Genomic DNA, 25,441 nt, shown 5'->3' with positions numbered 1-25,441 from the left:
ATTTGAGATTAACAGAATTTCATACCACCATAACAGTTAGGGGTGACGTTCTGGTTTTGTAAAACCTTATCCGTTAATGTAATCGTAGCAGGGTTCTGAGTAGTATATTGCCCCACATTAATATTTAATTTTTTCTCTACAGGTATTCCAGCTAAAGATCCTAACGCAGCAAAAAAACCAACATCAATTGGTTCAGATTTATAAAGTAAATAATCACTAATTGCTTCAGCTACTTGTGGTAATACCGCAGAAATATCAACCTTATCTGTTGTTGCTAAATATCCCAGTTGTATAGGTTCTTTAAAAGACATCCACCACCCTTGTTGTGCAACATCGCCCTGATCAGCCCCCTGCCAATGCACAGGTTTACTTTGCAAAGATAAATAGCCCCCCGTACCATTGAGTGGAATATTGTGAATCATATTTAAAGCTTGAACAAAAGTAATATCCATATTAAGTTCATCCAAACTCGAACCTGCTGCCATTTTAAAGAATGAGTGCGTACCAACCGTACCTAATAAAGCCGGGAATTCCACATAAAGCTGGTCTTTTGAGAAGTCAGGAGTTCCCTGAACACTACCTGGTAAACTCTTACCCGACTCTGCAGCAGCTAAAGGAATAGAAGGAATAGATGAGCGAATACCACTCACTTTGGCAGCAGTCATACGTTGACCCGTAACCACCGTTTCTGGCATAGTAAAATCTACTTTCATAGAAGGAACTGTAATCCCTGTATGCCCTTCTGTTCTAACACCATTTGTAAATGGCTTACTATCAAACTGTCTTGTTTGCCCCAAAGCCTTTAAACGACCAGAAATAATTTCATCCTCGGTCATACCAAATGTCGCTTGCTCAGTAAATGAATGACCTTGAGTTTGTGCCATTTTCATATAACCACTAAAACTTTTAATCCCGTCATTTGGGTTTTGTACGTTATCTGTACCCAAAGTTAGTAGACCTAAAATTTCTTCAGCACCTAAACGAAAACCAACCACTTCACGTGTTGACGCACTATTTCCACTAATTGCAAACTCAATAAATGGATTGGTAATTTGCGCACTAGTACCCGCACGTTCACCATTAAACTCTGGACTACCTGTTGAATCATGGGACTTATTCAAACCACTTAGTGCAATATTAGAAATATCAATATCACATCCCGCTTTACCACCAATCGCATTATTTACACCACCACAACCTAATTGTAGTGTTTTAATGTTGGCATTAAGCTCCATGAGTGCATCAACACTCAGTTTATAAAAGTTTAACCCTTGTGATTGATCTGTCGCAGTCATCAGATTCAAAAGTGCCTGACCTTGTACATGAGATAACTGATCATCATTTAAAGCCTGCATCGCTTGAGCAGAATTGAATGAAAAAGCTGTACTTAAAATAGATGCAACTAAAATCGGTTTTTTCATTTTATTTCTATCCTTTAGCGTGGCGTAATGCCCAATGTACTGCGCATGGTTCCACCTGTAAGCGCGACAGATGCGATTTTCTGCATATTGCCATTGGTAGACATTGCAAAGTCTGTTTTAAAGGGTTGAGCAATATCATTTTTATAATTAAATTTAACTTGATTGTCTAAAGTAACCGTATCTGCACTAACGACGACTTTTCCTTTAACACCTAAATGCCCTTCCATACGATTCAAGTTAATTGAAGAAGTTTGAACAGTTTCATGATTCACTTGATCTTCATTAATCAAACTAAAATAACTACCTAAATTATTCGGATCTGCCTGTTCTGTGCTATCTAGACTTCTAAACTTAAAGTTCGCATCAAAAGACAAAAAATTTGAGTTCGGATTAGTAGCGGTTGGATCCATTCCAGGAATTACCAACAATTCACCATTTCCATCTAATTTAAACGCAATTGTGGTTAACACATCATCTTTCTTAGAGAAATTGTCGTAGGGTACAAAGCTACCGCATTTCGTTGATTCTGTGACGCAATTGTATTTTGAACCTGGTAATTGCCCAATCGCTAACTCTGCTTTTGCTGCAACCAATAAATGATCTGCACGAATATAAATCCCATCATCTTCATAACCAATCACACCGTCGGACTGAATTAATGCATCAATATTTCTTAAACCAGCATAATAGTTAACAGTTTCTCCTGCATGCAGGCTGTTTTGCCCATCAATTAGGATAATAGAAGTGGTACTGGGCAAGCCTGTTTTTGAATCTATGCCATAACCTTCGGTAGAAACCATGGCGTTATAACCAATTCCCGTTTTATTCGTTCCATCATAAGGTGACAAATATTGTTTACCCGACAAGGCCACATTGGCATTTAAATTATAAATTGGAATTCCAATACCCCAAGAACCACCATCCCCTGTCAATTCATTTAAAGAGTTATCAGAAATAATTCTCGCTTTGGCCGCAATAGACTGAAAGTCCATACCACGAACAGCAATGAGTGAGAACTGATCACCTTCAAGCTCACTCGATAGCAACTGGTTTAAAATAGGACTGGTTGCACCAATGGTATTTTTAATATTTTCATTGACTAAAAAATTGAGATTTTTCGCTTGTACGGTATTAATATAAATATCGCCAAAATCGATATAGGCATTTTTATTGTGTAAATTACCTTGTGCATCACGGGTAGTTAGCGGTCTTAAATTCGAAAACTCAACCGCATAACTGCCTTTTCCTGTGTGCCCAATTTCTAAAGTTGTTGGTAATTGTCCTGCGGTCAAACCTGTCGTATTTTGATTGGTAAAATCAGCAGATAAGCCCAAATGCAAACCACCTTGCCCCACCACAGTATCGTAGCCTGTAACTGCGGTATTTTTAGTTTCAATTACACCATTGACCTTATTCGAAACGTCAAAATTGGCAACATTTTTTTGCTGCCCATTAAAAAACAATTTCGCATTGCTCACTGCACCAGATGCACCAAAGCGAATTAAATTTTTATCATCATAACGCAAGTCAATATTGACCCCAGGATTGGTTGCATTTTGTCGGCTACTTGCAACATCACTCAGGTCTTTCACTCGTCCAAGATTAACAAAATGGTCGGTGGTACCATTTTTAGTGGTAAAGACCAATCCCTCATCGGCATCAATATACATATAGCCGTCAGTCGCAAAATTAAAGTTAAAATCATGCAAAGATAATTGATGCTTACCTAAACCATGACTAATATTGGCATTCTGTAACTGGAAGTTTAAATGTGCCGTTTCATTTTGATTGAATAAACCTGCTTTGGTTTCTAATAATACTTTTAAAGGTGATTTCGTTTCTAAGCCGAACTGACCCAAACTTTGTGTTTCTTTAGTACAACTATTTCCGACACAGTTCTTTTTGACTAAGTTTAAATCTGCAGTCGCTTGAAAAGCGTCAATACTCGCATCTATACGCACACCTGCGCCAACATCAGTTTTCCCCACATCTAAAGCAAGCTTACTGATAATAGGCTGGTTATTCTGTCCTTGAATTTCTACATTATGTAAGCCTAAACCCTGTTGAGTTCCAGCCACTAAATCAGGATCATACCAATTGACTTGATTAATCGTGGCTTTAGACATTTCATGGGTGATTACAATACCATCTTGCCCACTTACATCAGACAAATGCTGGTCTGTGATAAGCTCTAAAGCATACACTTGTTGCGCACAAAGTACGCTCAATGTTAATAAATTCAACTGCATTATTTTTTTCATTTTTATTTCCCTATACTGTACTTAATCCTATATTCAACAACGACTTGCTGCTGAACCTGTACAGTTGTAGCTAAATATTTTCACATTGCCAGACATGTGCATATTGCCGTGAATATTTAAGCCCATAAATCCTTTTTCGGCGCCCCGATCAAACAATGGTACATCCAAAGATACCTCACTACCGATCGTTCCATCTGCTAAAATTTGTTTTGAATTATATTTCTCATAAACTGTTGAATTTGCATAACCCTCACCTTCAAGTTTAGAACCTGTTTCAATCGCCATGGTTGCAAAACCCAAATTTCTTATTTTCAACGGCTTATCATCATAAAACTTAAGCTGCATAGCCGTTTGTGGGTCATTTTTATGATTAATAATAGTCGTGCCATCTAAAGAAAACTTATCAATTTGTAGGGTGCCTTGAATTTGCTTAAATACCAGCCATTTTTTATTACCGTTATTATCTTCATGGTTATTGGGTGCAATCGCTAAACGACAGAGCACATTATTGTCAGCACAATTTTCACTATAGCGATAATAAACTTCTGTAGGTTTAGTCCCGCCATTAAATTTTGAAATATTGCTGAGTTCTAAATTTTCAGCATATTCATGGTTTAACGACAACGTCCAACTGAGATCTGCACCCCCTTGACCTGTTGCTTGGGTTAATTCATGATTTTCCAGTGCAATTAAATTGGCATGGGTCAAAGGACTACACATCAATGCAATACAAGACAGTTTTTTCAACATGATGATTCTCCTTTTATAGACCTGTTGTTTTAAATTTAAGGTGCTGAATCAGCACACCATCTATTGCAACTGAACCTAGATTCTTAGCAGTACCATCTACACCCTTAAATACAACACCTGTGGCATTATCATGATCCTTGGCACGCAACATATTATTTGGCAAGCGTTCTACAGTACCAATTGCAATACTACTATGCGTCGCATTACGTCCTTGATACATCGCAGTACTGTCATTGACATTGGCTTTTAGCGGTGTGCCACAGCTCACCACATTACAGGTTGAACCTGTAAATGCTGTAGAACCTAAATACCCACCCTTTCCGTCTTCATAATTTTGATAAATTTTATTGTAAATTTCAGGAACATTCGGAATACGTGTGACTTCCAGCACAATATTATTGCCCTCAGAACCAACCACAAAAGGCTGATACATATTCCCTAAAACTAAATTGACATTTGGACTATATAAGTACAAACCCTCTGTATCATGAAAAACTGGTGCTAATGAACCATCTATTGCTGGTGTGACCGCCGTTCCATCCAAAGTATCTGATTTTGCTGCTGTACTAATGCGGATCCCTTTACTATCTAAGTTTGAATCTGTGAAACTTAAATTCGCAGGATTATCATTAGTATTTAAACGCAATACACTTGCCATACCCAATGTTTGATGATGATTTGGATTATCAGAATCTAAAGTCTGAAATAGTCGAGTCTGCGAACCATTTAAACTTAAACCATTGGCAATAAACTGAGTACGCAAACGGTACTCTTTATCTAAACCAGATTTTGGCGCCCCAGTGCTTGGATCTACCTCTGCGCTTGAGTTCAACTGACGTGAAAAAATATCAGTCCAAAAACCCAATTTAATATTATTATCACTTTCAGTTGGCGTTGTAGTTGCGAGCGGTGCCTCTAATGCTAAATAACCAACATCTTTTTCTATATTTTTAAATTGTTTTACTTTTTCTGTGCCTGCACGGAATAACCATGGATTGTCTGCGGAACCCCAGTTAAAGCCCTGATTGCTATAACGGCTACTTAATGAGTTATCACTTTTAGATAATGCTAAACCATAAATAAAAACATCTGCTTTGGTTCTATTATGCGTTATATTTGCTTGCTGATTTACAGTATCACGTATTACTTGATTCGCATGCAATTCAACCTGTTTTAATGCATACACCTCTGCCAATGCTTTCGCATTTTTTACGGCGATAGGTGTCGCATCAATTGTTAGTTTTGCATTTACACGGCTAGTTAATTCATTCTTCCACTGATCAACATTATTTAAATCATTTAAAGCTGCATCACGCGAACGCTTCCTCTTTTCATTAGGTAATAAAAACCAATTCGCTCCCACATTATAAACTTCATTATACCAATAATCGTAACGTTGTTTATAAAGGGTTCCCGCCTGATCACTATACTCATATTCACGATAAGTTTTTTCATTTTCAACTTTCTTTGCTGCAAATGCTTTATCAAACTCACCCTGATAAACACGATTATATTCTGCAGTTTCCGATGTCTTATACACTGCTTTATGTGAATTATCATATTGATTCGTATAAGCAATTTTATATTTTTCTTCAAACTGCTTATTTTGAATATATTGATAATTCTCCCCCGTCGGGATAATACGAATAAAGCCCGTATCATATTGACTTGGGTTTTCTAAGCCACGTGTATAGCTCGACCCTGTAGAAAGATCGTTCGGTTGCTGGAACACCATCTTGAAGTCATCAAGAACTAAAGCAACCCCTTCGCCTGTGGTATTTGACAAAGAGTCATCGGAAAGTGCTTGTAAAGCATAACTCGGGTTCGCTAAAAGTAAGCCTATAGCAGTGGCTAAGCAACGCTTACGAAAAGGGAAAGTAATTGCGTGTTCAGTCATCTCGACCTTCCTTTTATCTGATGCTCCGCATCTTTCTTTTATTTATCTATAGCTTGGCTATTTATTTGAGTGTTTTTATCCTTAAAAACGTGATTATGCCAAACCATTCTCAAATTTAATTATGCTGAATATTAATACAAATGCAAAAAAAACTGGCTAAACAGCACAGCTTTCCGATGAATGAAAAAAGCGAACCTTTCGGCTCGCTTTCTTTTAATCTGAATTAGTCTATCAGTTATGCTTTAGGTAAAGTCACACCTGTTTGCCCCTGATACTTACCACCACGGTCTTTGTACGAGGTTTCACAAACTTCATCTGATTCAAAAAATAGCATTTGCGCCACGCCTTCGCCAGCGTAAATACGTGCAGGCAAATTAGTCGTATTAGAGAATTCTAAGGTGACATGCCCTTCCCACTCAGGTTCTAACGGAGTGACATTGACAATAATACCGCAACGCGCATAGGTCGACTTACCCAAACACACCGTCAAGACATTACGCGGAATACGGAAATATTCAACAGTACGCGCTAAAGCAAAAGAGTTTGGCGGAATGATGCACACGTCTGATTCAATATCGATAAAACTTTTTTCATCAAAGTTTTTTGGATCAACAATTGCTGAGTGAACATTGGTAAAGACTTTAAATTCACGCGCACAGCGCACGTCATAACCGTAGCTAGACACCCCATAAGAGATGAGTTTTTCGCCATTTTCGTCAAAACGCACTTGGTTTTCAGCATACGGTTCAATCATGCCGTGTTTTTCGCTCATTTCGCGAATCCAACGATCAGACTTAATTGCCATTTATTTTCTATCCAAAATATGAATGTTTAAACTGTGCTGTACTTTAACTGAAAACCAGATTAATGAAAACTAGCTACTTTTAAAGCGCCAAGATAATTTAAATTTCCGCCATTTCCCATTTACAGGCACACTAATCCTAAGTAGCTTCTAGCTATTGAAATACTTATAAGGCAACAATAACTGTTATTTTTCAATTCGCACTTAAAAAATACGATTATGATCTTTTTCAGCTTTAGGCAGTTTTTTTGCTATCTGTTGGGCAATCGCAATATAACTGTCTGCAGCATCATCGCCAGCAATTACAGACGGCGTGCCCGCATCGACATTTTCACGAATACTCACATTTAAAGGCAAACGTCCTAGCAACGGAATGTCATATTGTTCTGCCAGTTTATCGCCACCGCCCTGACCAAAAATTTGCTCTTCATAGCCACAGTTTGAGCAGATATGCGTCGACATATTCTCAATCACGCCCATAACAGGAATTTGCACCCGATTAAACAGTTCAATCCCTTTCACGGCATCCATTAATGCAACATTTTGCGGTGTCGTCACAATGACTGCACCCGTTACTGGAATACGCTGCGCCAGAGTCAATTGAATATCACCCGTGCCTGGCGGCATATCAATCATCAGCACATCCAAATCAGGCCATAAGGTCTGATTAAAAAGCTGCATTAATGCGCCAGTCGCTTTGGGCCCACGCCATGCCACAGGTGTATTATGATCACCCGTTAAATGTCCGATGGATAAAACTGGCATACCAAAAGCATCTAATGGAACAAACTGCTCGGCCTCAATCATAGGGGTTTTGCCCGCATTACCCAGCATGGTAGGAATGCTTGGGCCATAAATATCAGCATCCAATACCCCAACTTTTAAGCCTAATTCTTGCAATGCTAAGGCCAAATTCACTGTCGTGGTGGATTTTCCTACCCCACCTTTGCCTGATGACACCAAAATCACGTTTTGAATACGTGGATGTTTTGGCACATCACGCTGTTGTGGTGCAGCTTTTTGAATAGGTGGATTATTCGGATCTGCTTCTTGCACTGAGCTTTGACCCGCAGCATCGACCACTGGTGGTAAATTAGAAGATGCAGTCTGAGCTTGAGTAGATGATGAACAGCTTTCTCCCTCAGCATGTTGATGACCACAGCTTTCTTGCTTTGCTTGACCCGTTTTTTGCTGAATCACATGCATATTCAATTCTTTAATGCCACATTTTTCCAAAGCATCGGCCAATTCATCATGTATTTGTTGTAAATGTGATTTTTCTTCAGGATACGTATTGATGGTGATTTGTAAAATTTCACCCTGCACATTCACTTGGGAAATCCGATCTTTTAACAACTGCTGAGAATGTGGCAGCACGTAACTTTGCAAAATCTGCTGAATCGCTTCTTCATTCACCGACTGAGATGGTGAAAAAACCGATTTAAGTGAAGAAAGCCAAGACATAGATTTACTCCAAAGTTTGGAAATACCGCGATTCTGATAGTGTAACGATAATTCGGTACAAGGTTAAGCCATGCTGTAGCTGAAAATATTTAATTCCGATTGAGTAACTTGGTTTTTTGTCTTATTTTTACTCAAACTCAGACTAAGTTCTTGTTTATGCATTGTGTTTGGTGTTGTAAATGGATTTGAAAAGAATTCATGGAATCCCTTGTGCATCTATAGGCTATCTAAGGTAAAATTGCCCGAATTGCATCATCCATATTTGAGAGAGTGATATCCGTGCGTCAAATTTTAGTCACCAACGCCCTACCATACGCCAATGGTCCGATCCATATGGGTCACTTACTCGGTTATATCCAGGCAGATATCTGGGTTCGCGCCATGCGTGCAATGGGACATGACGTGACTTATGTCTGTGCGGATGATGCGCATGGTACAGCAATCATGCTGCGTGCTGAAGCCAACGGGATTAGCCCTGAACAGCAAATTGCCAATGTGCAGCAAGAACATATTCGTGATTTTGATGGGTTTGGTGTGCATTTTGATCATTATGATTCAACGCATAGCGATACCAACCGCGCACGTGCCAGTGAAATTTATGTCAAAAACCGTGATGCAGGCAATATTGCCGTTCGTCCTGTCACGCAATTATTTGACCCTGAAAAAGGCATGTTCTTATCTGACCGTTTCATTAAAGGCACATGCCCAAAATGTAAAGCGGAAGATCAATATGGTGATTCTTGCGAAGTCTGCGGCACAACCTATAACGCAACTGAGCTGATTGATCCGAAATCTACCTTGAGCGGTGCGACGCCTGTAGAAAAATCGTCAGATCACTATTTCTTTAAATTGCCAAATTTTGGTGAGTACCTGCAAAAATGGACCCGTGATGAAGGTCGCTTGCCTGTTTCAATTGCCAACAAATTAGATGAATGGTTTGAAAATGGTTTAAACGACTGGGATATTTCACGTGATGCACCCTATTTTGGTTTTGAAATTCCAGATGCACCAAACAAATATTTCTATGTCTGGGTAGATGCGCCAATTGGCTATATGTCGAGTTTTGAAAACTACGTTAAAACCAAACGCCCTGACTTAAATTTTGAAGATTACTGGAAAAAAGACTCAGACAAAGAGGTGTATCACTTCATTGGTAAAGACATTGTCTATTTCCACGCCCTATTTTGGCCTGCAATGTTAGATGGTGCGGGTTATCGCACACCAACAGGTTTATTCGTAAACGGTTTCTTGACTGTCAATGGTCAAAAAATGTCGAAATCTCGCGGTACATTTATTAAAGCAGAAACCTATTTACAGCATTTAAACCCTGAATATTTACGCTATTACTTCGCATCTAAACTATCTGACAAAGTTGAAGATTCTGACTTAAATCTGGATGATTTTGTTCAGAAAGTAAACTCTGATCTTGTAGGTAAAGTGGTGAATATTGCTAGCCGTTGTGCCAAATTCATCAACACCAAATTTGACAATAAATTGTCTAATGCCTGTGCAGAGCCTGAACTGGTACAAAGTTTTATTGATGCAGGCGACTCAATTGCTCAAGCATACGAAGCGCGTGAATTTTCTACTGCTATTCGTGAAATTATGGCATTGGCCGATAAAGCCAACCAATATATTGATGAGAAAAAGCCTTGGGCTTTAGCCAAAATTGAAGGTGAAGAACAGCAAGTACATGATGTATGTTCTGTAGGGATTAACCTGTTCCGTCAATTGGCCATTTACTTAAGTCCTGTGTTGCCAACGCTTGCAGCACAAGTACAAGATTTCTTAAAACTGGATAGCTTCGATTTTGCATCACGCCAACAGATTTTAGTGGCGCATGAAATTGCACTATTCCAACCACTCATGCAACGTGTAGACCCGAAAGCTGTGGCGGCTATGGTAGATGCATCTAAGGATTCTTTAGCTGCTGCTCCTGCTGAAGCACCAAAAGCTGAAAAGAAAAAGGAAAAAGCCAAACAGAAAAAAGCAGAGCCAAAAGTAGGTGAAGCAGAAATCATTGGAATTGAAGACTTTCTGAAAGTCGATTTACGTGTTGCAGAAGTTTTAGATGCTGCAACTGTTGAAGGTTCTGATAAGCTTCTTCAACTGACTTTAAATGTTGGTGAAGCTGAACCTCGTAACGTGTTTAGCGGTATCCGTGAATTTTATGCACCTGAAGATTTAAAAGGCAAATTGGTGGTAATGGTCGCTAACCTTGCTCCACGTAAGATGCGTTTTGGTATTTCTAACGGGATGGTACTTGCTGCAGGAAATGGTGAAGGTGTCTTTGTTATTTCAGCAGAATCGGGTGCTAAACCGGGGGATAAAGTGTCTTAAGATTTCGATCTTAGATAAAAAGCCTCTACTGATGTAGGGGCTTTTTTGTTTCCCTCACCCCGCCCCTCTCCCTTAGGGAGAGGGAGAATCCATTATTAAATGAATATTGGGATGTTCCCTCTCCTTTTAGGAGAGGGTTAGGGAGAGGATGTGTTGTACCACCGCCCTATACTCTGATTTAAGATGTAGGCATTAACTTACTTTAAAAACCAAATCTAGGGAAAAACAGATCAAACCATCTGCTTTAAATCACTTCATCCCAAAAATTAACTTTAAGCCCAAAACTGTCATCACTGCCCCTGCAATACGGTCAAATACGGCCTTAAATTTAATATATGCCTGACGTGGCTTTTCTGCAGATAATGCCACTGCCACCAATGAGCACCACCCTGCATCAATAAAGAAACACAAAATTGGCAGTACCACATAAAAATAGGTTGGAATTTCCTTGGGCAATAAAGCGGTAAAAATACTGGCCAAGACAATTGCAATTTTAGGGTTAGATAACTGCGTAATTAAACCAGTGGTAAACGCACGGCGCAGCGACATTTGTTGCCCATGCGCAAGATTAGTTTGAATAGGTGCTTTGGCATGCTTCACAATTTTATAAGCCAAAAACAACAGATATAAGCCACCACAAATTTTCATTACTAAATAAGCTGAAGGTACAGCCAATAAAATTGCCTGCAAGCCTAAAACAGCCAATAAACCAAAAATTGCAGCGCCTGTGCCTGTACCCAAAGCAGTAAACAAGCCATGTTTACGTGAAATAGCAATTGAGTTTTTTGCCACATAAATAAAGGTTGGCCCCGGACTCATCGCACCGAGCATTAATGCCGCTGCAATTGACCCTAAAATAAGTAAAGACTCCAAAACCAACACCCAACCAAACTCAATCAATTTGGCTATTTTACGGTTTTTCTCTTTTTATTTGTACTATTTGGTATATTTTTTAAATCAACAATATGAATAAAATGCTGAAAATTCAAGCACACTATCATCAAGTCCGCCATCAGCAATCCGATCAATCCATAAAGACAAATAGCCTAGTTCTATTGTTGATGTCTTTTTATCAAATCTGCTGATTATAATAGCAAGTCATTTTTTCCAGCCTTGTTTATGTTTGATGCCATCGCCCAAGAAATTCCATTACAACGCATTTATGTTCATGGTCGTGAACTTTGGATTAAACGGCTAGATTTGGTGCATCCTCACATTTCGGGTAATAAATTCTATAAATTAAAATACAATTTTTTGGCAGCACAAGCCGAAGGTTATCAGCAAGTGCTGACTTTTGGCGGTGCGTATTCTAATCATATTGCAGCAACTGCCTATACAGCACAGCTTTTTGGCTGGAAAAGTATTGGGATCATTCGTGGACAAGAATTGGCGAACCGTGCTTTAAATCCAACTTTAAATTTAGCGCAACAAATGGGGATGCAATTTGAGTTTGTTTCACGCGAGCGCTATCGTCAAAAAAACCAAGCTGAATTTTTGCAGCAGTTACAACAGTCTTATCCGAATACTTATATTATTCCTGAGGGTGGCAGCAATAGACTTGCAACTCAAGGCTGTCAGGAAATTCTAACCGCAGATGATCTACACCAGTTTGATCTAATTTGCTGTGCTGTCGGTACAGGGGGAACCCTTGCAGGTTTAATTGAAGCGAGCCTTCCCCATCAAAAAATTCTGGGTTTTTCCGCACTCAAAGGTAATTTTTTAACACAGGAAGTACAACAACTCACCAGCAAAAAAAATTGGCAAATTACCGATGAATTTTGCTGTGGTGGCTATGCCAAAACCACGCCTGAATTACTGGCCTTTATTCGAGCGTTTGAAAAAGAACAGGCAATTCCACTCGAGCAAATTTATACAGGAAAAATGCTTTTTGGATTAAGTAGCATGATACAACGTGGCGAATTCAATGCAGGTGAACGTATTTTGCTAATTCATACGGGTGGTTTACAAGGTAGACACATTGACCTACCTGATTTAAACCAAACAGCTGAATAACCTGTTTATCTGATAATTTAAGCCTGAATAGGTTTATTATCATTCAAGGCAATCAGACCTTTAATTAAACGATAAACATGCCAAATAAATACCACTAAAATAATGAAATAACCGATCAAAACTGCAGTTAATAGAAAGCCGACAATATAACCAATCAGGCTGTACCAAAAGGTTTTAATTTGCCAATCCACATGGCTTTCTAACCTCGTACCACGCATTTCATTACGTTTAACATAGTTCATAATAATCGCAATTAAACTGTTAGAACCCATTTAAAGTGTCTATATTCTCACCAATAAAAATGTCTAGTTTATGATGGTTTTTATCACCATGGACTGGATATAAATATAGATGCTGATCACTATGTCTGACAAAGAAATTCAACGACTTGCAGTTCTGCAAGACGTTCGAGATCATCGTATTACCCAGGTCCGTGGTGCTGAAATCCTCAATCTTTCAACCCGTCAAATTACCCGGTTATTACAAAAGCTCAATCAAGATGGTGTCTCAGGTATGGCACATGCCAGTCGTGGTCAACCAGGTCATCGTCGCCATGATGATTTATTAAAATCAAAATGTCTTTCCATTATTTCTGAACATCTGCTTGGATTTGGACCCACCTTGGCCCATGAGAAGCTCAGCAGCATGTTTGACCTAGATATCCCGGTAGAAACGCTTCGGCGCTGGATGACTGCAAATGACCTCTGGATTCCGCGACCCAAGCGCCTTAAACGTCCATATCAGCCACGTTATAACCGGGATTGCTTCGGTGAGCTGATCCAGATTGATGGCTCATATCATGACTGGTTCGAAGGACGCGCTGCTAAGTGCTGTTTATTGGTGTATATCGATGATGCCACTGGAAAGCTGTTGCATCTGCGCTTCTGTGAGGCGGAAACGACCTTCGATTATATGCTTTCGACTAGAGCCTACATTGAGCAATACGGCAAGCCTCTGGCCTTTTATAGCGATAAACACTCGGTCTTCCGAGTGAATCAGAAATCGAGCCAGGACAGCAAGATCACGCAATTTGGGCGGATTCTGAATGAGTTAAACATTGATATTATCTTTGCCAACTCACCACAAGCAAAAGGACGTGTGGAACGTGCCAACAGGACACTTCAGGACCGTCTGATCAAGGAGATGCGCCTGGAGGGTATCAGTTCGATTGCCGAAGCAAATGCCTGGCTGCCCTGCTTTATTGAGCAGTTCAATCAGAAGTTCGCCAAATGTGCGCGAAACTCAAAGAATTTACATCGACCATTAACCGAATCTGATGCTGAGCTGGAGGATATTTTTACTTGGCAGGAACCGCGTAAGGTCACGAAGAACCTGACCATCACTTATGACAAGTGTATTTATATGCTTGAGCCAACAGCACTGAATCACAAACTTGTTGGGCAATACATTTCATTTCTGGAGTACCCGGATGGCACTGTAGCCATCATGCACGAAGGCCGAAAGCTCAATTACAGCATCTTCAATAAATTGGCTGGGCTACAGCAAAATGAGATTGTTGAGAATAAAAGATTAGGCTCAGTTCTGGCGCATATCCAGCAACAGCATGAAGAGTTGGAAAAACAAAATAAACGTTCCCGCCTCAAGAAAAGTATGCCGAGTCGTAAAGCTCAGAAAGCTGTTATTGAACAAAGAAATTTAAATCCTGTTCTTGACTCTTGCAGTTAAAAACAGGACATTTTAAATGGTTTATCGCATAGACATTTTAATTGGTGAATAACATAAACCTGTAATACCTACGACAAAACCAACCAAATATAGAATATAGGTAATCAGGTTATATTGTTTCAGTTGATTTAATTCAATTGTTTGTGTCATCGGTAATCCCCCCTAAAAATAATAGGATCTAAAAGTAGAATTTTCTCTTAAGATACGAGCAGGAGATTCTGCATGAAAACATCTAAATTTACTGACAGTCAGATCATGTCCATCTTGAAACAGGCAGAATCTGGCACACCTGTAGCGACCCTTTGCCGTGAACACGGCATGAGTAATGCTACCTTTTATAAATGGCGTGCCAAATATGGTGGTATGGATACATCATTAATGGCTCGACTGAAAGAGCTAGAAGCCGAAAATACCAGACTTAAAAAGATGTATGCGGAAGAGCGATTAAAGGCCGAAATCATCCAGGAAGCGATGGCAATGAGCAGCACTGCTGCGCAAGGGTAAAGCCATCTTGCCGGCGTAAGATGGCACAACAGGCAGTTGCCCAGCATGCCATTAGTATTCGTTTGGCTTGTAAAGCATTTGGCATTAGTGAAACCTGCTACCGCTATCAAGCCAAACTCAGCGATGACAATGCACTCATTGCTGAACAGCTCATTGAACTCACTGAGGAAAATTCCGATTGGGGCTTTGGTTTGTGCTTCTCGTATTTACGGCATGTTGAGAGTTGCTGCTGGAATCACAAGCGGGTTTACCGCATTTACTGTGAGTTGGCACTGAATCTGCGTATTAAACCGAGAAGAAGACTAAAACGGCATGCGCCTGAACCATTGAAAGAACCAATCCGAGAAAATCAGGTTTGGTCATTAGATTTTATGCATGATCAGCTTTCCGATGGTCGCAAGTTTCGATTATTGAATGTGATTGATGATTACCGCCGCGAAGGCCTAGCCATTGAAGCAGGGTTCTCATTGCCCACAATCAGGGTTATTCGTACGTTGAATCAATTGCTGGAGTGGAGAGAAAAACCGTTAGTGATCCGATGCGATAATGGTCCCGAATTTATCAGTCACGAATTTGTGCGCTGGGCTACTGAGCACGGTATTCGTATTGAATATATTCAACCGGGTAAGCCACAGCAGAATGCGTATATTGAACGCTATAATCTGACCATACGTTATAGTTGGCTGAGCAAGCATTTATTTGATACTTTGGATGAAGTAAAAGATTATGCAACAAACTGGTTGTGGCATTACAACCATGAAAGACCACATCAAGCTAACAAAGGAAAGCCACCTCTAATGGCTGCTTAACCTCTACTTTTAACTTCGGTTATTTATGGGAGGATTACCACCCGAGCCAATATCAAAAACATCTACCCGATTTGATGAATAAGAGGTCGCATACAAGCGATTATTATGCACATGCAAATCCAGTAAACGGTTCCAAGCTTGTCCTAGACTTGGAATATTCTGTGCATGAATTGTACTGAGGGCTCTTTTAGATTTTAAGTCATAACGTAAAATGCTGGCTTGGCCACCATCGTTCGCAATATACATAATATCTTGATGTACCACCATCGCACGTGGTGTCCAGCTTTCAAAACCAAAAGTTTGCGCTGTGAATTCTGTTGCCACATCTGCAAGGCGAATTTCATTGATTAATTTTTTGGCTAGGCTTGCATCTTGTGGGGGTGTAGGCTGAATTGGATGAGAAGGTGCTGGTGTTGGGTTGGCAGGATTTACTTCTGTAGATACAGAATCACCGCCGCCGCCACACCCTGCTAGACCTATACTTAAAATCACAGCAAGGCTTAAACGTGTTTTATTCATAAATTTCCCCAAGAAACACAGTCACGACACAACAAACATGTCAAAAAATAAAATTTACTTTGGAGAAGCAAACACAATTAATCAACTATAAATTACTGTTTTTTTTATCTAGTTTTTAAAACAACCCCATCACATAAACAAAACCTTATTGCACAAATTACCACCATCTCCACGTAAAGTGTCTACATCACGACAGTGATCTATTTAATTGATAATCATTTCATGTTTTATAGGCAATACTCACGTTCCAAACGCATTTCAGTATTGAAAATGCGACATCCTCAAACGATAAAGTCTATAATAGTCCGCTTTCATTTTCTCTCGGTGCGACATGGCAACTGCAAATCAATATGATGTTTTGGTATTAGGCGCGGGCGCATCAGGGCTGATGACCGCCTACATGGCTGCACAGCGTGGTCGCAAGGTATTAGTGCTGGAAAAAGCCAATAAAGTGGGTAAAAAAATTCTAATGTCAGGTGGTGGAAAATGTAATTTCACCAATTTAGAGGTCGAACCCAACCACTACATTTCACATAATCCACACTTTGTGATTTCAGCATTAACCCGTTATACCAATTGGGATTTTATTGGCTTAGTCTGTGAATACGGCATTGAATATGAAGAACGCAAACATGGGCAATTATTTACCTTAAACGGCGCCAAAGAAATTTTAGCCATGCTATTGGCAGAATGTGAAAAAACGGCCTTAGTCGATATTAAAACCAATGCTGAAGTCAAAGCCGTGAATGCTGTGGATGATCAGGGCTTTCAGGTTGCCACAACTCTAGGCTACTTTCAGGCCACTTCAGTGGTGGTGGCTACAGGAGGTTTATCTATTCCTACCCTTGGTGGTTCAGGCATCGGTTATGAAATTGCCAAACAATTTGGCCATCATGTTTATCCAACTCGTGCAGGTTTAGTGCCTTTTACATTCTCAGACAGCTTTAAAGAAGTCACCACGCGTTTAAGTGGTAATGCTGTAGATGCAACCTTATCAAACTCACTGAATAGTTTTACCGAAGCCTTATTATTTACCCACCGTGGTTTGAGCGGGCCAAGTGCTTTACAGCTTTCCAATTACTGGGATGTCGGTCAAAGCTTTAAAATTAACTTTTTGCCCTATTTAGAACTCTATGATTTTCTAAAAACGAAAAAACAAACTCAGGCGAAAGTTTTACTGCGCACTTTATTGACTGAACTCCTACCTAAAAGTGTAGTAACCGAATTACAGCAACTGATTTGGTCAGAGCTTTCTGAAACAGCAATTGGAAATATCAGTGATGAAAAACTTGAACACATTGCAGCGCGTTTAAATGCCTTTGAAGTCAAACCATCGGGTACAGAAGGTTACCGCACAGCCGAAGTCACTTTAGGTGGCGTAGATACTCAAGAGGTGTCTTCAAAAACCATGGAAAGTAAAAAACAAAAAGGCCTATATTTTGTTGGTGAAGTTTTAGATGTGACAGGACATTTAGGTGGCTATAACTTTCAATGGGCATGGTCATCTGCGCATGCCGCTTCAGAATATGTCTAAACGCATACATCGAAACATTTGAACCTATGAGATATTCACTATTTGAATTGTATTAAGTTAATCTATTTCAAGACAAAAATTCAGTAAATAGCAAAAAAGCCAGTTCAATATGAACTGGCTTTTTAAACTTAAAATTTAGATCAAGTATCCATGATTATTCAAGATAATCTGTACGGAATAATACCAATTTTGGCGTATTCGCTAAGCGTGCTTCCGCTTGTTGCATTTTTGCCACAGCATTTTGTTGATGCAGTGGTAATTTTGCCGAAAATTGAGGCTTCAAAGTACTACGTAACTTATTTAGCATGTTGATTTCTCTCATTATTGTCATCCTTACGCGAATTGTAAGACTTAAATATTTCAACTCAGTTAAAACTGAATTTTTTATTTAGACCTTATCCCTCATCTCACCTTTTTAAGCTTCTTTTGCTCATGAACTTTCATTCATTTTATTTAGCCAATCCTAGCCAAATTTGATTAATTTTTAACATAATTTAAGAGCTTGGTCTATCCTCTTTTAGATGATTTTTCTCAATATTTTCAGTTGGTTTTTCTGGTGCTTCCGGTTTGGCAAAAACAAATTTATAAGCAGCAACAAAAAAGCCTATGGTAATACCTGCAATCACAATCGGTGCAAAGAATTTATTAGGTGCTTGTTTTGACATGCTGCACTCCTGTATCAACCTATTTTTTCTATTCAGGGAAATCCATCCATAAAACAAAGATCGACCAGCACGGGTCTGATCGATCTTAATCATTCAACGAAACTGCTGAACAGGTTATTTCGGGTCATTATTTGGTGTTTGATCCACATCAGGTTCTGCTTCACCTGTAGAACCAAAAGGTTTATTTACAGCTGGATGTTCTGGATCAACTTTCAAACTGTCTGGCACCGCATGATCTGTGGCAGCTTCAGCAGGTGCAGCGGTATCATTATCAGCTACAGTACTTTGTGCTTGCGTTGCCATCGGTGTCATTACAGTTGTAGATGGCGCTGCGTTTTGTACTTCTGTTTCACGCAATGGATTTGGTTGATTCGCCTCTCGTTTGGCTTTATCAATCAAATCAGTTAAGACACGCTCTGCAGGTTGACGACCACCTAGACCGAAAGCCAAAGCAAAAGCCACAGCTACCGCACCTAAAGTTAAGCCAAAGGCCAAGTTCACGATAGAGTCAGCAATACCCATCGCACGTAAGCCCATCGCCACCACTAAGCCCATAATGAGAATACGGACCAAGTTCGCTAACCAACGTGAGCTATTATATTCGCCACGTTGTACCACTTTGGCCACCAAATTTGCTAGCCAGAAGCCAATTACCAGAATAACAGCACCCAACAGAATGTCGGCACCAAACTGGATGAACATGGCAATCAAGCCACTGACTTGCTCAAAGCCCAAGCGATTTGCTGCTTCAGATACAGCAAACAACATGGTAAAGAACACAATCAGATAACCGACCACGCATGAAATTTTAGTTGTGCCTAAAAAACGTTGTAGGTCAAGTTTGGCAGGAATTTCATCTACACCTGTACCTGCAACCACTTCTACCACAATATTGGCAACAAAGCGTGACACCACATAGGCTAAAATAAGAATCAGACCCGCAGCAATAATATGCGGAATCGCATTCATAATTTCATACAACATGGCTGTTGCAGGTTGCGAAATAGCTTCTATGCCGAGTGCTTCAAAACCAATGATTAAAGCTGTGATAATAACTAAGGCAAAAACAAATGAACCTAGCAATTTAGGTAAATTTGAATTTTTAAAGATGCCCACTTTTTCAGCATGCTGCTGTACATTCAGGCTTGCCAATAAACCTTCCACAATGCCACGTACAATTTTTGCAAGAATATAGCCCACAAAAACAATCACGCCGGCTATGAAAATATTCGGTAAATAAAGTACAACTTCATTCACCATATTTTGCACAGGGAAGAGCAAACCGTTTAAGCCTAAAATCGAAAGTACGATTGGCAAGAACAGCAATAAAATCAACCAATAGACAATTTCACTAATATTTTGGCTTAAGCCACTCACGCCCACATCAGAACTGAGTTTTTCATCCAGTTGAGTGCGTGCCAACAGCTTTTGCATGCCAACTCTGACTAAATTCGCTAAAATCCAGCCAATAAAACCCACAGCAACCGCTGCCAATAATGAAGGTATAAACAGCAAGAACTGCTGAATCATATTACTGAATGGGCCGCTGACACTGGTCAGATTCAGTACATTGAGCGCACCAATAACCGCAATAATTAAAATAACCCAGAAGATGACCCGCGACACAATCACTTCAATATTTGAACGATGTCCCGTTGCATGTGCCAGCTTCTGATCTGTACCCATTTTTTGCAGGACTTTTTTAACGCCCCCAGCCACGAGTAATGCCACAATCCATCCTACAAGCAATATTGCAACAGCCGCCAGAATCGGCTGAAATTGCTCCCAATAATACATGGCATCAAAACCTCTACCATGTAGGTTCCCATTAAAATAATCATTCATCGTCTATAGTCCTCATGGTGATTACGCTGATTTTCTAAGGACCATTTGCAACTGTCCCGCAGCGTAAAACTGCTTTTTATCGATTCAAATTATTGAGTAAAGCTCTATTCACCATAGAATTTGCATATTTTTTATTCAACCTTGGGATGCAGAATCGCAACAATTCTACAAAGGAGTGTCAATAAAACTTGCGAAAACCCACAAAAAAGCCCTGCATAATGCAAGGCTTCAATGCTATGGGTCTGTTTTTTCAACTCATGTAACTCATCGCTACTGATCAGTTGCGGTGGCAGTATCACTGTCCACTGCTCGAGCTTCATCCCCTGCTGTACCTGTTGTTGTACTATTGGGTGTCGCTTGTTGAACTTCAGGATTAGGATGCCCAGGCGGTGCATCACTTGGACTCGGTTTGCGGTCCGCCATCATGTAAATCAGCAATGCCAATAAAAAAATACCCACCAATATCAGCATAAACACTGGAATACGTTTTTTACGGGTGATTTCCTCAGTGGAACTTACATGAGGTGGTTTATTAAAATCATGTGGCATGTTCCCCTCACTTAAAATATTTATCTGGTGAATTTTTATACTAACAAGCTGCTGCAATGCTTTGTGTCACAAAGCATAGTGAGATGGTGAATAGATGTAATAAATGTGAAGTACCGATACTCACTCATCACCCCATGCAGACAAATCTGCCTCAAGTGTGGAAATGCGCTATAATCATGGCCCGTTTTTTGTGTATTTAAAGCTTTATGGCGTATCGTCAACAAAGTGTATCGCTTGATCTTGACACTGACGTCACTCATCAATGTGCCTTGCACTATACCCGTGATGGGCATCTGATTGGTATTATTGAATTTAGTAAACCAAGCTATCTCTTAAAATGGAGCGATTTGGAATATTTCCGACGTCGTACTGAAGAATTTTCGGTGATGCCTTTTCCAGATTGCATCAATGCCATGATTATTGATATTCGCAACATTGCTGCCTTTTTGGACAATGATGTGCCAATTTTGCCATGGCGCATGCTGGAAGAAGAATGTCCTGTGCGCTTGGTCGTACCGCAAGAGCGTTTAGAACATTATGCTGGTTTTTTTGAACCAACTTGGCTCAGCAGCGATGTAGACAGCGCAATTCAGGAAATCCGTGAATATATGGATATGTTTGTGCATTAATTTTTTTAAAGTTGAGCCACACAAATATCAAAAAACCTCATCTGCCAAACAGTAGATGAGGTTTTTTGTAGATGATGAAATAACTTGAACAACCATGTTTTAGCGAATGGTGAAAATACACTTATTTTCAAAGCTCGCTTTAGGCAACCATAGCCATTGTTTATAACGCACCTGATCTATACCAAAGCTTCGCATTTTTTCACGCGTATAGCGCCAACCTACACAGTGCTCAAATTCATCATACTGTGGCGCTTGCCCTGCAATTGTGGATGCTTGCTGCACTTTAATTTTCTGAAAAAAAGCCTTTTCTTTCGCACGAATTGGGCCAATGTACTCGTTATATATTTGCTCCATTTCCGCACTTTCAATTTGCATTTTTTGCAAACTACCGCCATGCCAACCGAGCTGACTACGTAAGTTTAAATATTTCACTTTTCCCGCAGGGAAAACATAATTGGCACATGAAGAAAAGCAATACTGCCCGACTTCAACATTCAGTTGATGGTCATAGACCAAATTGCCCAAGTCCATTCCTAAACCAATTTCACCACCACGGCTATTGATTTTCAGTGTATCAACCTGACCTGATTGCTTTAAGAGTTCTGCTGCACGTGTATTGACTTCCGCGCTCAGTGGTCCATCATAAATTAGGGTTTTACCCTGTAGCGCTACCTGTGTTTCTACAGTTGCAGACTGCGCAGCACTTGCAGCAGTCCATATCAGTCCTGCACATGCGATATATTTAAAGAATTGCATCACAGCCTTACCAATAGTTTTCTACGGCAATATTACCTTCCCCACGGCGATTCATGGTCAAACCTCGTGCTTTTAAAGCTTCTTTAGTGTCATCGACCATTGCAGGGTTACCGCATAACATCACATGACTACTTGCAGGATTCAACATTGCCCCTGCGGCTTTTTCCAAAGCACCGTTGGCGATCAACACAGGTAAGCGTTCATTGAGCGCTGCATTCGGATCACGGGTGATAATGGGAATAAATTTAAAACCTGAGTGTCCTTCCCCAAAAGTTTCGGCAATCTGGTGAATTATATCGACATAGGCCAGTTCAGATTCGGTTCGCACACTATAAACCAAGTAAATATTTTGATATTTCGACCAAGTTTCAAAGTCTTGTAGCATTGATAAAAATGGTGCAAGACCTGTACCCGTTGCAAGCAGCCATAAATCCTGTGGCGTAGGCAGTTGGTAACGTGCCAAAGTTAAAAAACCGTAAGGTATTTTTTCTAAATATAACTCATCACCCACTTGCAAATGTTGCAAGTTCGAGGTGAATGCACCCTCTGGCACAACAATTGAGAAAAACTCCAAGGTTTCATCAAAAGGTGATGACACCACAGAATAAGCGCGCACCACCAATTCATCGCCCACTTTTAAACCAATACGTGCAAACTGTCCTGCAGTAAATTTGAAATGTGCAGGGCGAGTTATGGTAAAACTAAACAAGGTATCGGTCCAACGATGCACCGAAAGCACTTTTTCTAAAGTAAATTTTTCAATTGACATGATTTGAACGTGGCGTGAAAGACTGTGCTCATGTTAGCATGTCAGGATAATTTATTAATATTTTTTAAATGTTAAGGCTTGATTCATGCGCATGACTTTACGCCAGTTGGCGGTTTTTGTAGCAGTTGCCCAGGAAGGGACCGTAACCAAAGCCAGTGATGCAGTTAAACTGACCCAAAGTGCTGCAAGTATGGCCTTAGCAGATTTGGAAGATGGTTTAGGCGCTCCACTATTTGACCGCTTAGGTAAGCGTTTACAACTTAACGATTTAGGTCGTTTTTTATTACCTCAGGCCTTAGAAATTTTAGGACGCTGTGAAGCCTTTGAACAGGCAGCCAAAGGCGAACTCCAAAGTATCGATTTGCGTTTGGGCGCAACCCTGACCATTAGTGACTATTTAATGCCAGATTTAATGGCAGACTTTTTGCAAATTCAGCCACAGGCACATTTACAGTTACAAGTAGGCAACACACGCCAAATGATTGAAGCCGTCAATCAGTTTCAGCTCGATTTAGCACTGATTGAAGGCTCATGTCATTTACCACAATTACAATGTATTCACTGGCGTGATGATGAACTTGCCGTGTGCTGTGCGCCAACACATCCTTTAGCACAACTTAAGCGTGCCTTAACCACAGCAGATTTTGAAGATGCTGAATGGATTTTACGTGAAGAAGGCTCAGGCACACGTGAAGTTTTTGACAATGCGATTTTAAAAGATTTGCCTGATGCCAATATTCGTTTGACCTTGGGGCATAACGAAGCGATTTTAAAAATTGTCGCAGGTGGCATTGGTATGTCTTGTATTTCACGACTGGCAATTGAGCCTTTGCTTGAGAAAGGTCAATTGGTGATTTTAGATACGCCATTTTGGCAACTCACTCGCCCACTGTTCATGTTAGTACATCGTCAGAAATATCAAGGGCCTGGCCTAAAAGCATTTATGAAGTTTTGTGAAGCGAAATAGTTCACACAAGAGTACCGATCAAGGCATTGCTGTCCCACAATTTTTCACAAGAGGAAGCTCATTTGAGCTTCCTCTTGTTTTATGGGTATTTTATCGGGTGAAAATAAAGCTTTTAAAGCTCTTCTTTCAAACAAATTCACTTGAATTATTCTGAGTAAACGTTGAACTGTCCAACCTGTTTTTCCTAAATGTCGAGCGAAACTCACCAATAAATAGGCGATCATCGCAATCCAGATTTGTGTCTGAATTGCGTTCCTGCTGCGGCCTAGAAACGCTTTTAATTTGAGATTCTGCTTAATCGCCTTAAAGAACAGCTCAACTTTCCAACGATCTTTATAAATCGCCGCAATGGTGGAGGCGGCTAAATGAAAGTTATTGCTGAGAAAGCTAAAGTGCTTGCCACTTTGCTGATCTCTATATTCAATTCTTCTTAACACTGGGGCTTTTCTTTTTAGGGCATGTGCGCTATTTAGCTGAATGGTTTCATCTTTTAGAATACCTTTGGATTCAAGCACTGGATGTTGCTGGATCACCTGATACACAGATTTAGGCCTAAAACGTGTGACAAATCCAATGTTTTGAGCAGTCAGATTTGCATACCATTGGTAATCGACATAGCCTTTATCAAAAACTACAATGCTGCCAGCAGGAAACTGGAATTTGCGGCCTTGTACCATGTCATTTTCTTTGCCATTTTCAACTGCAACAAACTCAGGAATATCATTGCTGTGATTCAATCCTATACTGAGTTTCATGCTGGCTTTTGAGTCGTGAACTTTGGCCCATTCACATAAGGAAAGCGACAGGTCAATATGACTGGCATCCAAGGAATACAAGGGATTCTTAAAGCGAAATTTATGAGCTACTTTTGAGTGTTCATAGTATTTAAGCAACTTGTAAAATAGCTGTTGATACAAGGTAGCAGGCTGCTGCTCATTGATTCGTGCCAGCGTGCTTCGGGGAATAGACTTTGCTCCGAGATGACTTAGCTTTTCCTGTTGGCACTCCAAATTGGATTGAATATCTCTCAGACTTTGCCTACAAGAGAATTGAGACATCAATATGGCAATAAACTGATCCCACCGGGAAGCCGCTCTAAATTTCTGTCCAACATGGTGTACTTTAGCAAGTTGTTCAAAATCCTGTCGCACAACAGGTTTAATTAGCTCATGAAATACGGTATTCTGATGTGACAAAACCTGAATCCTGGTCGTTAAAGTGTTTGTTTGCACTCATATTTTAACTGTTAGGACTCAGGTTT

General features: G+C 40.0%; 23 protein-coding genes and 1 pseudogene. 7 read left to right on the top strand and 17 right to left on the bottom strand.

Annotated features, from left to right (window positions below; genetic code table 11):
- Positions 1-8: 8 nt before the first annotated feature.
- The 6 genes from ACNS8M_RS03755 to apbC all read right to left on the bottom strand — a co-directional run bounded on the left by ACNS8M_RS03755 (position 9) and on the right by apbC (position 8,595).
- Positions 9-1,421, bottom strand: coding sequence for a hypothetical protein (locus ACNS8M_RS03755; protein ID WP_178867159.1), 1,413 nt, complete (start codon positions 1,419-1,421; stop codon positions 9-11).
- Positions 1,422-1,435: 14 nt separating this feature from the next.
- On the bottom strand, positions 1,436-3,682 hold the full coding sequence (locus tag ACNS8M_RS03750) for a DUF6160 family protein (RefSeq protein ID WP_419225154.1): 2,247 nt from the start codon (positions 3,680-3,682) through the stop codon (positions 1,436-1,438).
- A gap of 33 nt (positions 3,683-3,715) precedes the next feature.
- Complete coding sequence (locus ACNS8M_RS03745; protein ID WP_178867163.1) at positions 3,716-4,432, bottom strand: hypothetical protein; 717 nt, start codon at positions 4,430-4,432, stop codon at positions 3,716-3,718.
- Between the two features lie 13 nt (positions 4,433-4,445).
- Positions 4,446-6,329: a hypothetical protein gene (locus ACNS8M_RS03740; RefSeq protein WP_178867165.1), complete on the bottom strand. Its 1,884-nt coding sequence runs from the start codon at positions 6,327-6,329 to the stop codon at positions 4,446-4,448.
- Positions 6,330-6,564: 235 nt separating this feature from the next.
- Positions 6,565-7,134: a dCTP deaminase gene (gene dcd / locus ACNS8M_RS03735; protein WP_004975507.1), complete on the bottom strand. Its 570-nt coding sequence runs from the start codon at positions 7,132-7,134 to the stop codon at positions 6,565-6,567.
- 201 nt (positions 7,135-7,335) lie between these two features.
- Positions 7,336-8,595 carry an iron-sulfur cluster carrier protein ApbC gene (gene apbC, locus ACNS8M_RS03730; RefSeq protein ID WP_168460569.1) on the bottom strand — a complete coding sequence of 420 codons (1,260 nt, stop codon included), beginning with the start codon at positions 8,593-8,595 and terminating at the stop codon, positions 7,336-7,338.
- Positions 8,596-8,874: 279 nt separating this feature from the next.
- On the opposite strand from apbC, the gene metG reads away from it, so the two are divergent.
- Positions 8,875-10,935, top strand: coding sequence for a methionine--tRNA ligase (metG, locus tag ACNS8M_RS03725; protein WP_419225153.1), 2,061 nt, complete (start codon positions 8,875-8,877; stop codon positions 10,933-10,935).
- Between the two features lie 249 nt (positions 10,936-11,184).
- On the opposite strand, the gene ACNS8M_RS03720 is transcribed toward metG, so the two are convergent.
- Positions 11,185-11,808, bottom strand: a complete 624-nt coding sequence (locus tag ACNS8M_RS03720; protein ID WP_286429118.1) for a LysE family translocator — start codon at positions 11,806-11,808, stop codon at positions 11,185-11,187.
- Between the two features lie 246 nt (positions 11,809-12,054).
- On the opposite strand from ACNS8M_RS03720, the gene ACNS8M_RS03715 reads away from it, so the two are divergent.
- On the top strand, positions 12,055-12,948 hold the full coding sequence (locus tag ACNS8M_RS03715) for a 1-aminocyclopropane-1-carboxylate deaminase/D-cysteine desulfhydrase (protein ID WP_419225152.1): 894 nt from the start codon (positions 12,055-12,057) through the stop codon (positions 12,946-12,948).
- 17 nt (positions 12,949-12,965) lie between these two features.
- Here the strand turns inward: ACNS8M_RS03715 and ACNS8M_RS03710 are convergent, their stop codons facing one another.
- Positions 12,966-13,220: a DUF4870 family protein gene (locus tag ACNS8M_RS03710; protein WP_419225151.1), complete on the bottom strand. Its 255-nt coding sequence runs from the start codon at positions 13,218-13,220 to the stop codon at positions 12,966-12,968.
- Positions 13,221-13,299: 79 nt separating this feature from the next.
- Here ACNS8M_RS03710 and ACNS8M_RS03705 point away from each other — a divergent pair, with 79 nt between their 5' ends.
- Positions 13,300-14,634, top strand: coding sequence for an ISNCY family transposase (locus ACNS8M_RS03705; RefSeq protein WP_419225150.1), 1,335 nt, complete (start codon positions 13,300-13,302; stop codon positions 14,632-14,634).
- Positions 14,635-14,655: 21 nt separating this feature from the next.
- Here ACNS8M_RS03705 and ACNS8M_RS03700 read toward each other — a convergent pair whose 3' ends face one another.
- The gene (locus tag ACNS8M_RS03700) at positions 14,656-14,784 is read right to left on the bottom strand and encodes a hypothetical protein (RefSeq protein WP_419225149.1); all 129 of its coding nucleotides are present in this window, start codon (positions 14,782-14,784) and stop codon (positions 14,656-14,658) included.
- A gap of 72 nt (positions 14,785-14,856) precedes the next feature.
- Between ACNS8M_RS03700 and ACNS8M_RS03695 the strand changes: the two are divergent.
- A pseudogene (locus tag ACNS8M_RS03695) lies at positions 14,857-15,947 on the top strand (IS3 family transposase).
- A 9-nt stretch (positions 15,948-15,956) separates the two neighbouring features.
- Here ACNS8M_RS03695 and ACNS8M_RS03690 read toward each other — a convergent pair.
- Complete coding sequence (locus tag ACNS8M_RS03690) at positions 15,957-16,466, bottom strand: hypothetical protein (protein ID WP_419225148.1); 510 nt, start codon at positions 16,464-16,466, stop codon at positions 15,957-15,959.
- A gap of 331 nt (positions 16,467-16,797) precedes the next feature.
- Here ACNS8M_RS03690 and ACNS8M_RS03685 point away from each other — a divergent pair, with 331 nt between their 5' ends.
- Positions 16,798-18,000: an NAD(P)/FAD-dependent oxidoreductase gene (locus ACNS8M_RS03685; protein ID WP_419225147.1), complete on the top strand. Its 1,203-nt coding sequence runs from the start codon at positions 16,798-16,800 to the stop codon at positions 17,998-18,000.
- Between the two features lie 154 nt (positions 18,001-18,154).
- Here the strand turns inward: ACNS8M_RS03685 and ACNS8M_RS03680 are convergent, their stop codons facing one another.
- The 4 genes from ACNS8M_RS03680 to ACNS8M_RS03665 all read right to left on the bottom strand — a co-directional run bounded on the left by ACNS8M_RS03680 (position 18,155) and on the right by ACNS8M_RS03665 (position 21,059).
- Entirely contained in the window at positions 18,155-18,322 is a 168-nt protein-coding gene (locus ACNS8M_RS03680) for a hypothetical protein (protein ID WP_168419198.1), read from the bottom strand.
- A gap of 172 nt (positions 18,323-18,494) precedes the next feature.
- Positions 18,495-18,665, bottom strand: a complete 171-nt coding sequence (locus ACNS8M_RS03675; RefSeq protein ID WP_168419219.1) for a hypothetical protein — start codon at positions 18,663-18,665, stop codon at positions 18,495-18,497.
- Between the two features lie 114 nt (positions 18,666-18,779).
- A complete protein-coding gene (locus tag ACNS8M_RS03670; protein ID WP_168460558.1) occupies positions 18,780-20,510 on the bottom strand; it encodes a mechanosensitive ion channel in 1,731 nt (576 codons plus the stop codon).
- A 270-nt stretch (positions 20,511-20,780) separates the two neighbouring features.
- Positions 20,781-21,059, bottom strand: coding sequence for a hypothetical protein (locus ACNS8M_RS03665; RefSeq protein WP_168419217.1), 279 nt, complete (start codon positions 21,057-21,059; stop codon positions 20,781-20,783).
- A 206-nt stretch (positions 21,060-21,265) separates the two neighbouring features.
- Here ACNS8M_RS03665 and ACNS8M_RS03660 point away from each other — a divergent pair, with 206 nt between their 5' ends.
- Positions 21,266-21,688 (top strand): hypothetical protein, encoded by a 423-nt coding sequence (locus ACNS8M_RS03660; RefSeq protein ID WP_168419216.1) that lies wholly within the window; start codon positions 21,266-21,268, stop codon positions 21,686-21,688.
- Between the two features lie 99 nt (positions 21,689-21,787).
- Here the strand turns inward: ACNS8M_RS03660 and ACNS8M_RS03655 are convergent, their stop codons facing one another.
- Together ACNS8M_RS03655 and ACNS8M_RS03650 are read right to left on the bottom strand one after the other, a co-directional pair.
- The gene (locus ACNS8M_RS03655; protein ID WP_419225146.1) at positions 21,788-22,444 is read right to left on the bottom strand and encodes a hypothetical protein; all 657 of its coding nucleotides are present in this window, start codon (positions 22,442-22,444) and stop codon (positions 21,788-21,790) included.
- A 7-nt stretch (positions 22,445-22,451) separates the two neighbouring features.
- Positions 22,452-23,213 (bottom strand): ferredoxin--NADP reductase, encoded by a 762-nt coding sequence (locus tag ACNS8M_RS03650; RefSeq protein ID WP_419225145.1) that lies wholly within the window; start codon positions 23,211-23,213, stop codon positions 22,452-22,454.
- An 85-nt stretch (positions 23,214-23,298) separates the two neighbouring features.
- Here ACNS8M_RS03650 and gigC point away from each other — a divergent pair, with 85 nt between their 5' ends.
- Complete coding sequence (gene gigC / locus ACNS8M_RS03645) at positions 23,299-24,180, top strand: LysR family transcriptional regulator GigC (protein ID WP_168419212.1); 882 nt, start codon at positions 23,299-23,301, stop codon at positions 24,178-24,180.
- A 44-nt stretch (positions 24,181-24,224) separates the two neighbouring features.
- Here the strand turns inward: gigC and ACNS8M_RS03640 are convergent, their stop codons facing one another.
- Complete coding sequence (locus tag ACNS8M_RS03640; RefSeq protein ID WP_419225076.1) at positions 24,225-25,376, bottom strand: IS4-like element ISAbe18 family transposase; 1,152 nt, start codon at positions 25,374-25,376, stop codon at positions 24,225-24,227.
- Between the last annotated feature and the right edge of the window lie 65 nt (positions 25,377-25,441).

The organism is Acinetobacter sp. A2 (assembly GCF_048537555.1).
In the GTDB taxonomy this organism is placed as follows: Bacteria; Pseudomonadota; Gammaproteobacteria; order Pseudomonadales; family Moraxellaceae; genus Acinetobacter.
The sequence above is the reverse complement of the archived record's forward strand: the minus strand, read 5'-3'. Positions and strand labels throughout refer to the sequence as shown.

Excerpts from the sequence above, each read along its gene's own strand:
- ACNS8M_RS03755 (WP_178867159.1), bottom strand. The coding sequence starts at position 1,421 with ATGAAAAAACCGATTTTAGTTGCATCTATTTTAAGTACAGCTTTTTCA.
- ACNS8M_RS03750 (WP_419225154.1), bottom strand. The coding sequence starts at position 3,682 with ATGAAAAAAATAATGCAGTTGAATTTATTAACATTGAGCGTACTTTGT.
- ACNS8M_RS03745 (WP_178867163.1), bottom strand. The coding sequence starts at position 4,432 with ATGTTGAAAAAACTGTCTTGTATTGCATTGATGTGTAGTCCTTTGACC.
- ACNS8M_RS03740 (WP_178867165.1), bottom strand. The coding sequence starts at position 6,329 with ATGACTGAACACGCAATTACTTTCCCTTTTCGTAAGCGTTGCTTAGCC.
- dcd (WP_004975507.1), bottom strand. The coding sequence starts at position 7,134 with ATGGCAATTAAGTCTGATCGTTGGATTCGCGAAATGAGCGAAAAACAC.
- apbC (WP_168460569.1), bottom strand. The coding sequence starts at position 8,595 with ATGTCTTGGCTTTCTTCACTTAAATCGGTTTTTTCACCATCTCAGTCG.
- ACNS8M_RS03715 (WP_419225152.1), top strand. The coding sequence starts at position 12,055 with ATGTTTGATGCCATCGCCCAAGAAATTCCATTACAACGCATTTATGTT.
- ACNS8M_RS03710 (WP_419225151.1), bottom strand. The coding sequence starts at position 13,220 with ATGGGTTCTAACAGTTTAATTGCGATTATTATGAACTATGTTAAACGT.
- ACNS8M_RS03705 (WP_419225150.1), top strand. The coding sequence starts at position 13,300 with ATGCTGATCACTATGTCTGACAAAGAAATTCAACGACTTGCAGTTCTG.
- ACNS8M_RS03700 (WP_419225149.1), bottom strand. The coding sequence starts at position 14,784 with ATGACACAAACAATTGAATTAAATCAACTGAAACAATATAACCTGATT.
- ACNS8M_RS03690 (WP_419225148.1), bottom strand. The coding sequence starts at position 16,466 with ATGAATAAAACACGTTTAAGCCTTGCTGTGATTTTAAGTATAGGTCTA.
- ACNS8M_RS03685 (WP_419225147.1), top strand. The coding sequence starts at position 16,798 with ATGGCAACTGCAAATCAATATGATGTTTTGGTATTAGGCGCGGGCGCA.
- ACNS8M_RS03680 (WP_168419198.1), bottom strand. The coding sequence starts at position 18,322 with ATGAGAGAAATCAACATGCTAAATAAGTTACGTAGTACTTTGAAGCCT.
- ACNS8M_RS03675 (WP_168419219.1), bottom strand. The coding sequence starts at position 18,665 with ATGTCAAAACAAGCACCTAATAAATTCTTTGCACCGATTGTGATTGCA.
- ACNS8M_RS03670 (WP_168460558.1), bottom strand. The coding sequence starts at position 20,510 with ATGAATGATTATTTTAATGGGAACCTACATGGTAGAGGTTTTGATGCC.
- ACNS8M_RS03665 (WP_168419217.1), bottom strand. The coding sequence starts at position 21,059 with ATGCCACATGATTTTAATAAACCACCTCATGTAAGTTCCACTGAGGAA.
- ACNS8M_RS03660 (WP_168419216.1), top strand. The coding sequence starts at position 21,266 with ATGGCGTATCGTCAACAAAGTGTATCGCTTGATCTTGACACTGACGTC.
- ACNS8M_RS03655 (WP_419225146.1), bottom strand. The coding sequence starts at position 22,444 with ATGCAATTCTTTAAATATATCGCATGTGCAGGACTGATATGGACTGCT.
- ACNS8M_RS03650 (WP_419225145.1), bottom strand. The coding sequence starts at position 23,213 with ATGTCAATTGAAAAATTTACTTTAGAAAAAGTGCTTTCGGTGCATCGT.
- gigC (WP_168419212.1), top strand. The coding sequence starts at position 23,299 with ATGCGCATGACTTTACGCCAGTTGGCGGTTTTTGTAGCAGTTGCCCAG.